This window comes from Alicyclobacillus sp. ALC3, assembly GCF_028751195.1.
Lineage (GTDB): Bacteria > Bacillota > Bacilli > Alicyclobacillales > Alicyclobacillaceae > Alicyclobacillus_L.
Genome location: NZ_CP066784.1, coordinates 1,576,161 through 1,589,511 on the forward strand (window position 1 = coordinate 1,576,161; position 13,351 = coordinate 1,589,511).

Here is a 13,351-nt window from a genome sequence, read left to right on the forward strand (position 1 = left end):
TGTGGTGGAGGCGACGGGAGTCGAACCCGCGTCCGAAGACCTCGCCACGCGAACTTCTACGGGTGTAGATTGTCTACTGAGATGTCCCTATGCCGCGCGGACAATCACGCTCAACAATAGGTGAGTTCGTTTCATTTCACCGGCGGCCCACGAACGCGTGCCGACGACTATCCCGCTAAGTTGACGTTACCGAGTGTGCACGGGCGACACACGGGGTAACGGCCTAACTGCAATTAAGCAGCGAGGGCGACGGTGGTGCTTTTTGAGGTAAAGCGGTTTGCTTTGCCAGTTAACTTATGGTCCGCGTTTTTTACGTGGCCTCGCAGCCCCACGACCCGCCATTCACGCTCGAACTGTCCCCGTCGAATCCAAAGCGCCCCCATGTCGGGTACGCCTGGAAGGACGATGTGTTCGTCCATTCTGGCACGGTTCCTTGGGTTGGCGCCACAAGTGAACCGTTCTCTTGCTTACATAAGCATACTACAACGGACGGCGTAATCAATCAATGGTCGCTTGGTGGTGCGGCTTCCATGGTGCGCTTCTCCAGCAAAAATGAATGCCTGCACTGGTGTCACAATGCGCTCGGCCAACCGGCTGGCCGCCCCGCGGCACACCGACTGGCTTACCGCTGCCTATCGCGGAATGCGCGCTCAATCTCGCGTGCGGCTTCCTTCTTCTTCACGGCTTCGCGCTTGTCGTGCAGCTTCTTGCCTTTGGCGAGGCCAATCTCCACCTTGCAGAAGCCGTTTTTCAAGTACAGCTTGGTCGGCACCAGCGTGGAACCTTGTTCGCGGACGGCGCCGATGAGCTTCGTAATTTCGCTCTTGTGCAGCAGCAGCTTGCGCGGCCGCAGAGGCTCGTGATTGAAGCGGTTGCCTTGCTCGTACGGGCTCACGTGCATGTTGTACACGACAATCTCGCCGTTCTCGACGCGCGCGTACGCGTCGCGGAGGTTGACCTGGCCGCGGCGGATGGACTTAATCTCGGTGCCGAGCAACACGATGCCCGCCTCATACGTCTCCTCGATGAAGAAGTCGTGGTAGGCTTTGCGGTTTTGCGCGAGCAGCTTTCCGTCGTGTTTTGCCATGGTCTCACTTCCTCACCGGGTCGATCGCGTACCTCGTATCATACCACGGTGTGAAGGCGCGGACAACAGCACGTTTCAATTACACCGGGCAATTGCGGCCTGCTTCGGGCGCGTCTTCGCAGGCGATGCGGCGGTCGAAGCGCCGTACGCGGCTCTAATGCAGACCGCTGCGCGCCTTTGACTTGGACTTGCGGCCTGCGCGCACGCCGCCTTTGGCGAACGCGGACGACCGATTGCTGTTCTTCCCTGCACCGGCTGGTCGGCCAGATCCGCCGTGCCCATGTCCATTGCCGCCACCGCCGGTTGTGCTGCGTTCCCCGTTACCGTTGCCGTTCCCGTGCGACTTTGTGCTGCGGCGACGGCGTCGGTTCCCGTTTGGACCAGGCCCGGCTTCGCGATCACCGACGCGAGGAGCCTGCTCGTCGCGGCCGCCATCGCGCCGAGAGTCACGGTTCTCACCATCGCCTGTGTCTGGACGGCCTTCGGCGAAACTGGGGTCAAGCCCGTAACCGCCCTTGCGGTTGCGCTCGGCCCAGTTGAACTTGCGTTTGCCGACGGGCTGGCCGCCGTGGCGATTGTGCGGCGTGGCGGCGCGACTGCTGCCGGCCTGGCGGTTGTGCGGATCAGCGGCCGGGCTGGACTCGCCGCGGCCGTTTCCGTGGCTGCGACCGCCCCGTTCGTCGCCTCGATTGTCCGCGGGTCCACTGCTCGGCCGTCGTGATCCTCTGTTTGCGAAGCCCGGGCTTCGGCTGCCGCGACCGTCACCGCGGCGCTCGTCCTTATCCGCGCCAGGGCGCTTGCCGCGGCGGTCGAAGCGGTCGTCACGAGGAGCACTATCGCCATCGCGCTGGTCTCCGCGCCCGGGGTTGCCCCGTCCAAAACTGTCCCGTGCGGAGTCGCGACGGCTGTGGCGGTCGCCGCGCGAAAACTCGTCGTCAGACCTGTGTCCCCGTTCGCGGCGGCGCTCGGAGCGCTGCCGAATGGCACGTTTGCGGGCGCCTGCTTCGAGGTCCTCATCGTAAATCACCATTTCGCCGCCGTCGTCGTCCACCATTGTCCCTTCGCGATGGTGTGCGACGAGCGAGAAGTCAATCGTCAGGTTCTCTTTGCTGGCGCCGGCCACCTCGACGCGGATGGGGTCGCCGAGCCGGAACACGCGCCGCGTCCGCTCGCCGACGAGCGCGAGGTGGCGCTCGTTGTAGACGTAGTAGTCGTCGTTCAGGTAGCTGACGTGAATCAGGCCTTCGACGCCGTTTTGCAGCTGCACAAAGAGGCCGAACTGGGTCACACCGCTGACGATGCCGTCGAACTCCTCACCGACGTGCTCCTGCATAAACTCAACCATCTTCAGCTGGTCGCACTCGCGCTCTGCGTCTTGAGCCACGCGCTCGCGCTCACTGGACTGGATGGACGCACTCTCCACGAACTCGCGCAGTTTCTGCTCGCGCGTCTCCGGCAATGGCCCCCGCAAGGCTTCGCGGATAATGCGGTGGATGCACAGGTCCGGGTAGCGGCGAATCGGCGACGTGAAGTGCGTGTAGTACTCGGCGGCAAGGCCAAAGTGTCCGACGCATTCCGGCGAATACCGCGCTTGGCGCATCGACCGCAGCATCAGCGTTGCGATGACGCGCTGTTCCCGCGTTCCCTCTGCCTTCTCAAGGATGTCCTGGAGCGCGCGCGGTTTGACGTGATTGCCGAGACCTTTGACGTGGTAGCCGAAGTTGTGGATAAACTCGTTGTACTCCATCATCTTCTCGAGCGTCGGCTCTTCGTGAATGCGGTAGATGAACGGCACGTCGAGCCAGTGGAAGTGCTCGGCGACGGTTTCGTTCGCCGCGAGCATGAACTCCTCGATGATGCGTTCTGCGACCGAGCGCGGGCGCGGCACGATGTCAATGGTGTGCCCTTCGTCGTCGACGACGACCTTCACTTCGTCGAAGTCGAAGTCAATCGCGCCACGGCGCATGCGCATCTTGTTGAGGATGTCGGCGAGCTCCTCCATCCGCTCGAACATCGGTACGAGCGGTTTGTAGCGCTCGATCAACTCCTCATCGCGTTCGACGAGGATGCGCCGGACGTTCGCGTAGGTCATCCGCTCCGCCGTTTTGATCACGCTCGGAAACACGTCATGGCGCGTCACTTCGCCAGCGGGCGTGATCTCCATCATGCACGACAGTGTCAGCCGGTCGACCTGCGGGTTGAGCGAGCAGATGTTGTTGGAGAGGCGCTGCGGCAGCATCGGAATGACGCGATCGACCAAATAGACACTGGTGCCGCGCTTGAACGCTTCCTTGTCGAGCGCCGAGTTCTCCTTGACGTAGTAGCCGACGTCTGCGATGTGCACGCCGAGCAGGTAGTTGCCGTTCTCGAGCTGCTCGACCTGGACGGCGTCGTCGAGGTCCTTGGCGTCTTCGCCGTCAATCGTGACGATGACTTCGTCGCGCAGGTCGCGCCGTCCCTCAAAGTCTTGTTCGGAGAGCTCAATTGGAATGAGCTCGGCTGCACGCAACACCTCTTCGGGGAAGGCCTCTGGCAAGCCGTACTTGCGAACGACGCCGAGGATGTCAACGCCTGGCGCGTCCGGGTGTCCGAGCACTTCGACCACTCGGCCTTCGGGGCCACGGGTGGTGGTGGGATACTCGGTGATTTCGGCGACGACCACGAAGCCGTCGTGGGCGTCGAGCGCGTCCTCGGTCGCGATGAACACGTCCTGCGGGAAGCGCTTGTCGAGCGGCGTCACAAAGCCGTGCGTGCGGTGGCGCGTGAACTTGCCGACGACGCGGTCAGCCCCACGTTCGAGGATGCGGATGACTTTGCCTTCGCGCCGTGATCCGCCGCCTGAAGTCTTCTCAATGCGCACCATGACTTTGTCATTCGGGAGTGCGCCGTTCATATCGGACGCGGGCACGTAGACGTCCGGTTCCCCTGGCGCCTCTGGCTGGCAGAAGCCGTAGCCGCGCGCCTTTACCTGCAACCGTCCGACCACCAGGTTCATCCGCTCTGGCACGCCGTAGCGATTGGCGCGCGTGCGCACCACTTCCCCAGCCTCTTCGAGCTGGTTCAATAGTTTGATGAAGTCGCGAAATCCGTCGCCGCCTTCGACTTCAAACGCCTCGGCCAACTCCTGTACGGTCAGCGGCCGATAGGCGTCGTGGCGCATGTATTCAATCAGTGATTCTTTCAATAAAACCCTTCTCTCTGCGCTCGCACGTGCGAGCCGCGGTGGTTCCCGGCGTCCACGGTATGGAGCATTGCACCGGTCAAACCCGAAATCCATGCTCGTCTCCATAGTATAGGCAATGACCGGCGCATGTACTCAAACTGGCGCACAAACGGAGCGGATGGTGGTTCTCGGCGGGCACGAGCCGGCATCCGTAGCCGTTTGAATCGGCACTGTGCTCGATAGACAGACAGCGCCGTCTGCAGGAGACGGCGCTTGGTCGGTGGTATCCGAATGTGTGCGAACCCTTATCTGATCGTTACAGTTTCAGGTTCGGGTGTGCGTTTAGATACGCAATGGCGAGCGTCACCAAGAAAAACAGGGTGGCCACCACGACCGTCACCTTCGCGAGCAGGGAGTCCATGCCCTTCGGGCGGCGGTTTGTCACCTGATCGCTACCGCCAGTGATCACACCAGACAAGCCCGCGCTGCGACCGGACTGCAGCAAAATGACAGTGATTAAAAGAACTGACAGCACAACAAGGGCAATTTTTGCAACTTGCATCACGGGTACATCCCTCACTATCCAACCGCGCAAAGCCGTTCTGTATGCGGTCACGGCCTTTGCCGGCACATGCTAGTTCCAGTCTACCACGCGCCACCCCATTCGACAAAACGAAAACTTGGAAATTTGGGGTGCCTGTAAGTAATTTATGCCCGGTGCGCGAAGGCAGAACGGCCCGCGAACACTGCGGCGTCTGCAAGTTCCTCTTCGATGCGCAGCAACTGGTTGTATTTCGCGACGCGGTCGGTGCGGTTGGGTGCTCCAGTCTTAATTTGTCCGGCGTTCACGGCGACGACGATATCGGCGATGGTCGCGTCTTCGGTCTCGCCGGAACGGTGTGAGACAACGGCTGTGTATCCGGCGCGCTTCGCCATCTCAATCGCCTCGAAGGTCTCAATCAGCGAACCAATCTGGTTCACCTTCACGAGGATGGAGTTCGCCACACCCTCACGGATGCCGCGTGCGAGAAACTCTGTGTTGGTCACGAACAGGTCATCACCGACGAGTTGCAGCTTGTTGCCGAGCGCCTTCGTCAGGTTGGCCCAACCCTCCCAGTCGTCCTCGGCGAGGCCGTCTTCGAGCGAAATAATCGGGTATTTGCCAATGAGCGACTCGTAGTACGCGATCATCTCGTCGGACGTGCGCGTCACACCTTCGCCAGCCATCACGTACTTGCCGTCTTTGTAGAACTCGGAGGCGGCGGGGTCGAGCGCGATGGACGCATCTTCGCCCGGCTTGTACCCGGCCTTCTCGATCGCTTCGACGATGAGCGCAATGGCCTCCTCGTTCGTCTTCAGGTTCGGTGCGAAGCCACCCTCGTCACCGACGGTGGTCGCAAGCCCCTTGCTGTTCAGGACAGATTTCAGCGTATGGAAGATCTCGGTGCCCATCCTCAGCGCCTCTCGGAATGTCGGCGCGCCGTGCGGCACGACCATGAACTCCTGGATGTCGACGGTGTTGTCGGCGTGTTTGCCGCCGTTCAGAATGTTCATCATCGGCGTCGGCAGCGTACGCGCGGTGAAACCGCCGAGGTAGTGGTAAAGTGGCAGGCCGATCTCGTCAGCGGCTGCCTTCGCCACGGCCATAGAGACACCGAGGATGGCGTTGGCGCCGAGCTTGCCTTTGTTCGGCGTGCCATCGAGGGCGATGAGCGCGCGGTCGATCGCGATCTGGTCACCGGCGTCCTCACCAATCAGCTCTGGCGCGATGACTTCGTTCACGTTTTGCACAGCCTTGAGGACACCTTTGCCGCCGTAGCGGGATTTGTCGCCGTCGCGCAACTCGACAGCTTCGTGGGTCCCGGTCGATGCGCCGGATGGCACGATGGCCCGGCCGCGCGCGCCACTCTCGAGTGTCACTTCGACCTCAACGGTCGGATTGCCGCGCGAATCGAGCACCTCTCGCGCTTGGATGTCAAAAATGTCGGTTGTCATATGTACCCACTCCTTCGAATGATTGAGGTTGTGCGTAAGTGTGCGTAAGTCTCCATGGACGCCTTCGCACCTTGATGTCTCGTTGCCCTCTGCGCGGCGCGGCGGCGGGGCCAACGCGGCGCGGAGCCAACGCGCAAAAAGTTCGTTACTGCCGCTTTAGAGCCCGATTTCCGCGAAACAATGATCAAATAGTACGCTACTGATTTAAAAGGGCCCGATTTCTCCCGAAATCGGGATCATAACGAAACTTTTGATCACAAAAACCTCGAATTATGTCACCTTCGGGCCAATAGCGCACTAATTTTGCGTAACGCGAGCCGTCGGCCCCTCGTGCCACCACAACGCGTAACGCGGCTGCGGAGCGAACGCGCAAAAAGTTCGTTACTGCCGCTTTAGAGCCCGATTTCCGCGAAACACTGATCAAATAGTACGCTACTGATTAAAATGGGCCCGATTTCTCCCGAAATCGGGATCATAACGAAACTTTTGATTACAAAAACCTCGAGTTATGTCACCTTCGGGCCAATAGCGCACTAATTTTGCGCAACGCGGGCCGCCGCCCCGGGTGACAACCGCAACGCGTAACGCGGCTGCGGAGCCAACGCGTAACGCGGCTGCGGAGCCAACGCGCAAAAAGTTCGTTACTGCCGCTTTAGAGCCCGATTTCCGCGAAACAATGATCAAATAGTACGCTACTGATTAAAATGGGCCCGATTTCTCCCGAAATCGGGATCATAACGAAACTTTTGATTACAAAAACCTCGAGTTATGTCACCTTCGGGCGAATAGCGCACTAATTTTGCGTTACGCGGGCCGTTCGCGCTACGCGGGCCGTTCGCGTAACGCGGGCCGCCGCCCCGGGTGACAACCTCAACGCGTAACGCGGGCCCAGCGCGCCCCACCCCGCGCCTGCCCTACTGCCGCTCGCCTTAGTGGTCGATCAGCGTTTTGCCGGTCATCTCCGCAGGCTGCGGGACGCCGAGCAGGTCGAGCATCGTCGGAGCGAGGTCGGCCAGAATGCCCGGGTGCACTGTCACGCCAGGCTTCGTCAGGATGAATGGTACCAGACTCGTCGTGTGCGTGGTGCAGGGGCCGCCAGTGGCGGGATCAATCATGATGTCCGCGTTGCCGTGATCGGCTGTAATCAAGGCTACGCCATCAACAGCGCCGAGGGCATCTAGCACCTGGCCGAGGCAGGTGTCGACCGCCTCAATGGCGCGGATGGCGGCTTGCAAGTCGCCAGTGTGTCCGACCATGTCCGGGTTGGCGAAGTTGAGGATCATCACGTCCACTTCCCCGCTGCGAAGGCGCGCGGCGGCTTCGGCTGCGACCGTATAGGCGCTCATCTCCGGCTGCAGGTCGTACGTCGCGACCTGCGGCGACGGGACTAAAATCCGCTCCTCGCCCGGGAACATCGCCTCCTGCCCACCGGAGTAGAAGTAGGTCACATGCGGAAACTTTTCCGTCTCCGCGATGCGCAGCTGCACGAGGCCATGCTCCGACACCACCTGGCCCATCGTCTGCTGCAACTGCGTCGGCCCGTAGGCGACCGCGCCCCGACCCGCGAACTCGTCGCTGTAGCGCGTCATCGATGTGTAGCGGACGCGCGGGCGGGATGGACCGCGACTGAATCCGGTGAAACTCTCGGCCGTGAGCGCCTCCGTCAACTGAATCGCGCGGTCCGGGCGGAAATTAAAGAAGATGACCGCGTCGCCGTCCGCAATCGGACCGACTGGGGTGCCGTTGGCATCGACAATCGCCATCGGGATCACGAACTCGTCCGTCACCTCTGCCGCGTAGCTGTCTTCGACAGCACTGATGGGGTCGCGGACTTGGTCCACTTGTCCGCCTGTACCATAGACCATCGCGCGGTACGCCTTCTCGGTGCGCTGCCAGCGGTTGTCGCGGTCCATCGCATAGTAGCGACCGGACACGCTCGCGATTGTGCCCGTCCCGATAGATGCCATCGCCTCCTGCAGCTGCCGCAGGAAGCCGACGCCTGTGGTCGGCGGCACGTCGCGACCGTCGAGAATCGCGTGCACAAACACGCGCGGTACGTTTTGTTCCTTGGCCAGGCGCAACAGCGCCAAGAGGTGGTCGATGTGGCTGTGCACACCGCCATTGGACAAGAGCCCTGCGAGGTGCAACGACTTGCCCTCGCTGCGCGCATACGACATTGCTGCGACGAGCACTTCGTTTTTGTAGAAGTCGCCGTTTTGCACAGCGAGGTTGATGCGGGTCAGGTCTTGGTACAGAATGCGACCTGCACCGATGTTCGAGTGCCCGACTTCGGAGTTTCCGAATTGCCCTTCGGGCAGCCCAACTGCAAGTTCGCTCGCTTGCAGTGTGGTCGTCGGGTACTTCGCCCACAGCGCGTCAAAGACAGGCTTCTTGGCCTGGGCGACAGCGTTGCCGGAGGTCTCGCTGCGCCAGCCGAAGCCGTCCAGGATGATCAGCGCGACAGGCCCTGCTCCCGATGGCCTCGCCTGCCGCGTAAACGGCGCATCCGACTTCGAGCGTGCAATCGGCCGTTCCCCCGTTCTTGAGCCCTTCGAGCTGCTAGCTGCTTGGTCGCTCATGTCAATTGCCTCCTGCCAATGCCGTCGCCATGCGAGCAAATGAGGATGCGTCCAAGCTCGCGCCACCGACTAGCGCACCATCGATGTTCGGCTGTGCGCCGAACGCCGCGATGTTCTCCGGCTTGACGCTGCCGCCGTAGAGAATGCGCACAGCATCGGCCGCAGTGGAACCCTTGTCTTCAGAGATCACTTTGCGGATCCCGTCGATCACCGCCTCAGCATCCCCCGGCTCGGGCGTACGGCCGCTGCCGATGGCCCACACGGGCTCGTAGGCGACGACGCTTGCAGCCACCTGCTCCGCGGATAGCCCGGCGATGGCCGCACGCGTCTGTCGCGCAACGACTTCCGCCGTTTGGTTCGCATCGCGCTCGGCGAGGTTTTCGCCAACGCAAATGACCGGTGTCAGGCCGTGCTTGACGGCGGCGACAGCTTTCTGGCCGACCGCTGCATCTGTCTCGCCGAACAGGGTCCGGCGCTCGGAGTGGCCGACAATCGCGAGCGTCACGCCAGCGTCAACCAACATCGCGGGCGAAATCTCCCCAGTGAATGCGCCTTGCTCCTCGAAGTATACGTTTTGCGCGCCGACTTTGACGGACTCCGGCAGCGCCTCCACCAAGGCCGAAATGGCGGTGAAGGGCGGGCAGACGGCGAGGTCGACCGACGCCTGCGCTGCGCCGGACTCGGTGTTTAGGTCCGCAGCGAACGCGCGCGCCTCTGTAGCAGTTTTAAACATCTTCCAATTTCCAATCAACAGTTTTCTGCGAGTCATGGCAGGTCCTCCGTACTTGAAGTAGCGGCGTGCGTCGACGAACACCTCGGAATGTCATACCTGGTCGTTCAGGGTCCACCCAAGTTCTTGGCGTTCGCCCCTGATTCCATCCCGATGGTTCTGCCCACCGCTCACGTTCTGTCGTTCAGGTCGTTGAGTGCCAAGACGCCGGGCAACTCCTTACCTTCGAGAAACTCGAGCGAGGCGCCGCCGCCGGTTGACACGTGCGTCATCCGTTCGGCGAGACCGGCTTGTTCCACAGCGGCGACGGAATCGCCACCGCCGACGATGGTCGTGCCATCGACAGCCGCCATCGCCTGTGCGACGCCGAGCGTCCCAGCTGCGAACGGCGCCAGTTCAAAGACACCCATCGGGCCGTTCCAGATGACAGTCTGCGACTTCTGCACTTCTATTTCGTAGGCGCGCTGAGTCTCCGGTCCGATGTCGAGCGCCATCCAGTCCGCAGGCACATCGCGAACGCTGCAAACCTGATGCTGTGCCTCGGCCGAGAAGGCGTCTGCGATGACGAGGTCGACCGGAAGTAGCACACGACAGCCAGTGCCTTGCACGCTCTCAAGGAACGACTTTGCGGTCTCGACGGCAGTTGCCTCAACCAGCGACTTCCCCATCGCGTAACCCTGAGCTGCCAGGAACGTGTTCGCCATACCGCCGCCAATGAGCAGGGTGTCGACCTTCTTGGCCAGGTTTTCTAGCACCGACACTTTGTCGGACACCTTGGCCCCACCGATCACTGCGGTAAACGGTCGTTGCGGGTTGGCGAGCGCAGCGCCCATCACCGAAATTTCCCGCTCCATCAACAGACCTGCCACCGCGGGCAGGAATTTCGCGATGCCGGCAGTCGATGCGTGCGCGCGGTGCGCGGCGCCAAACGCATCGTTCACATAGACGTCGCCAAGCGCGGCGAGACTGTGTGCAAAGGTCTCGTCGTTCTGCTCCTCCTGCGCGTGGTAGCGGAGGTTTTCCAACAGTAGGACGCCGCCTGCGGCCAAATGTCCGACGGCTTGCGCCACCTCAGTCCCCACGCAGTCGTCAGCAAACTCCAACGGCGTGCCGGGCAACAGTTCCTTCAACCGCTCTGCAACCGGCGCAAGCGAGTACTTGGCGTTGCGTTCTCCCTTTGGCCGACCCAGGTGGCTCATGAGGATGACTTTGGCACCGCTCTCGGTTAACTTCTGAATCGTCGGCAGTGCGGCGCGTATGCGTGTGTCGTCCGTGATGCGTCCGTCTTCGAGTGGCACGTTAAAGTCCACGCGCACCAGCGCGCGCTTCCCTTGCCAGTCGATGTCGCGGATCGTCTGCTTTGTCATTGTGTACTCCATGGCCATCTCGATGCGACCTCCTTTTTGCTTGGCGGACCTAGGTCACGGATACGAGCGGGACGAATTCCATCCCGCACAAGTCGTCTTCATTGTAACACGCGAGCGCTGTATGTAACGCACCCCGAGCCCTGGATCGAGACCCAGGGCCCGTGCGGAACTGTGGTGTGATGGCTCGCTTATTGTGCTGTAACCGGAAGTTTGCTCGCGATGAAAGCTGCGAGGTCGACCACCCGGTTGGAGTAACCCCACTCGTTGTCGTACCAGGCGATGATTTTGATCATGTTGTCACCAATGACCATTGTGGACAGGGCATCGACGATGGCGGAGTGCGCGTCACCGTTGAAGTCGCGCGAGACCAGCGGCTTGTCGGTGTAGGCGAGCAAGCCCTTGAGCGGTCCCTCTTCAGACGCCTTCTGCAAGGCGGCGTTGGCGGACTCGACCGTGATTGGCTTCCTAACCGTTGCAGTCAGGTCGACGACGGACACGTTCGGCGTCGGCACGCGCATCGCCATACCGTTCAGCTTGCCTTTGAGCTGCGGCAACACCAGCGCCACAGCCTTCGCTGCACCCGTGCTAGTCGGGATGATGCTCATGCTCGCTGCGCGCGCGCGGCGGAGGTCTTTGTGGGGCAGGTCGAGAATTTGCTGGTCGTTTGTAAAGGAGTGTACGGTGGTCATGAGCCCCTGCTCAATCCCGAACACCTCATCGATAATCTTCGCCACTGGCGCCAGGCAGTTGGTGGTGCAAGACGCATTGGAGACGACGTTGTGCTTCTCTGGGTCATACATCTGCTCGTTGACGCCCATGACTAAGGTGATGTCCTCGTTCTTGGCTGGCGCAGAGATGATGACCTTTTTCGCGCCGCCTTTGGTGATGTGTACTTCAGCCGCGGTCTTGTCCGTGAAACGTCCTGTGGACTCGATCACGACTTCGACGCCGTATTTTGCCCAAGGAATGTTACCGGGGTCGCGCTCGGCAAAGACGGTAACAGGTTTTCCGTCAACGACGATATTGTCGCCCTCGACGTGAATCTCAGCGTTCAGGTGGCCATGCACCGAGTCATACTCGAGCAACATCGCCAGCGTGTTGGCATCGGTCAGGTCGTTGACCGCGACAATCTCTAGTTCCGGGTTGTTGCGGGCTGCGCGAAAGACATTGCGGCCGATGCGGCCAAAACCGTTGATTCCTACTTTAACGCTCATGTGATTTCCCTCCTAAGGGTGGTGAAGAGTCTGGATTCAAGACTTGCTGTCTGCTTTTGCAGTCTCTTTACTCGCCAGCGACAGGATTTCACTCGCTGCTCCCTCGTCTGTAACGAGGACATTGATGCGGTATGCCTTCGCGGCCGCCGCGATGGCCCGCGCCTTACTGTGTCCGCCTGCGACAGCGAGAACCAACCGCATACGGTCGAGGTCCGCAAGTTGAAGGCCGACCGTGGTCATCGCGTAGACCGGCTGTCCGTCTTCGTTGAAGTAGTACCCGAATGCTTCTGCGACGGCGCCACTCTGTCTGAGGATGGCGATTTCCTCCGGCGTCAACTGCCTACGCTCGGCCATTCGCAGCGCATCGCCAATGCCGTGGGCTACGATGGTCGCGCGACGGATTTCCGGTATGCGCTCGCGCACGTACGGGTCAGTCAGCAGTTGTTCGAGGGTGTGCTGCTGCACGCGGTCGGGTATGTGCAGCATCATCGAAGTGCCGCCGATCCGTTCCGCTAACACGGCTGCCACCGTGTTCGCCTGCAAGTCCACCTCTTCTCCGAGCCCGCCGCGAGCCGGAACCACTCGCACGGAGAACGGCTGTTTGCGCATCGGCATCATGTTCGCGATTGCCGCCATTGTGGAGCCCCCAGCCACTGCGAGAATATCGCCTTGTGCGAGTTCTCCCTGCAGGAAGTTGGCGGCTTGATGACCGAGTGTGTTCTGCACCCAGCCATCGCGGTCGCTGTCCCCAGAGACGACGATGACCCGCTCGATGCCGAGCACCCGGGCCAGCGCCTTACTGAGTTCCGTTCGCCCTTCGAGGCTAGCGACAACTTCGTCGAGAGATTCCAGGAGGTCTTCCCCCTCCTCGGACAGCGCCATGCCTGCCGGTGAGGCCACGATGAGACCCTGTTGTTTGAGGAAGTCGACCTCAGCGCGAAGCACCCGCTCCGTGAGGCCCAGGTCGATGGCCAGTGCTCGCCTGCCAATTGGCTGCGCGAGGTAGATGCGCTGCATGATGCGGACGCGTGAGCGCAGGACATCCACGAGTTCCGGAACAATGCGGCGCGTCAACGACCAGTCCATGCGACCTGCCTCCTCTCTTTGCCTTGGACTCAATCCGTCCCGATGGACGTTTTGTGTCCCGATTACTGCAAAGCAAACTGTTTCACCAATATTGTAGACGAATGGCGTCCGCTTGGCAACTTCTATTCGT

Annotated in this window: 9 protein-coding genes and 1 other RNA gene; all 10 read right to left on the reverse strand. The window is 61.2% G+C overall.

Features of this window, described 5'->3' with window-relative positions; genetic code table 11:
* Positions 1-2: 2 nt before the first annotated feature.
* Positions 3-381, reverse strand: a transfer-messenger RNA (tmRNA) gene (gene ssrA / locus JC200_RS07470).
* Between the two features lie 241 nt (positions 382-622).
* A complete protein-coding gene (gene smpB, locus JC200_RS07475; RefSeq protein ID WP_274435636.1) occupies positions 623-1,087 on the reverse strand; it encodes an SsrA-binding protein SmpB in 465 nt (154 codons plus the stop codon).
* A 154-nt stretch (positions 1,088-1,241) separates the two neighbouring features.
* Positions 1,242-4,271 carry a ribonuclease R gene (gene rnr, locus JC200_RS07480; protein WP_274435638.1) on the reverse strand — a complete coding sequence of 1,010 codons (3,030 nt, stop codon included), beginning with the start codon at positions 4,269-4,271 and terminating at the stop codon, positions 1,242-1,244.
* Positions 4,272-4,566: 295 nt separating this feature from the next.
* Entirely contained in the window at positions 4,567-4,815 is a 249-nt protein-coding gene (gene secG / locus JC200_RS07485; RefSeq protein WP_274435639.1) for a preprotein translocase subunit SecG, read from the reverse strand.
* Positions 4,816-4,958: 143 nt separating this feature from the next.
* Complete coding sequence (eno, locus tag JC200_RS07490) at positions 4,959-6,245, reverse strand: phosphopyruvate hydratase (protein ID WP_274435640.1); 1,287 nt, start codon at positions 6,243-6,245, stop codon at positions 4,959-4,961.
* Positions 6,246-7,174: 929 nt separating this feature from the next.
* Positions 7,175-8,824 carry a 2,3-bisphosphoglycerate-independent phosphoglycerate mutase gene (gene gpmI, locus JC200_RS07495; protein WP_274435642.1) on the reverse strand — a complete coding sequence of 550 codons (1,650 nt, stop codon included), beginning with the start codon at positions 8,822-8,824 and terminating at the stop codon, positions 7,175-7,177.
* Between the two features lies 1 nt (position 8,825).
* Positions 8,826-9,593 carry a triose-phosphate isomerase gene (tpiA, locus tag JC200_RS07500; protein WP_274435643.1) on the reverse strand — a complete coding sequence of 256 codons (768 nt, stop codon included), beginning with the start codon at positions 9,591-9,593 and terminating at the stop codon, positions 8,826-8,828.
* Between the two features lie 131 nt (positions 9,594-9,724).
* A complete protein-coding gene (locus tag JC200_RS07505; RefSeq protein ID WP_274436488.1) occupies positions 9,725-10,921 on the reverse strand; it encodes a phosphoglycerate kinase in 1,197 nt (398 codons plus the stop codon).
* 188 nt (positions 10,922-11,109) lie between these two features.
* The gene (gene gap / locus JC200_RS07510; RefSeq protein WP_274435644.1) at positions 11,110-12,135 is read right to left on the reverse strand and encodes a type I glyceraldehyde-3-phosphate dehydrogenase; all 1,026 of its coding nucleotides are present in this window, start codon (positions 12,133-12,135) and stop codon (positions 11,110-11,112) included.
* A 36-nt stretch (positions 12,136-12,171) separates the two neighbouring features.
* Positions 12,172-13,221 (reverse strand): sugar-binding transcriptional regulator, encoded by a 1,050-nt coding sequence (locus tag JC200_RS07515; RefSeq protein ID WP_274435645.1) that lies wholly within the window; start codon positions 13,219-13,221, stop codon positions 12,172-12,174.
* Positions 13,222-13,351: the final 130 nt, after the last annotated feature.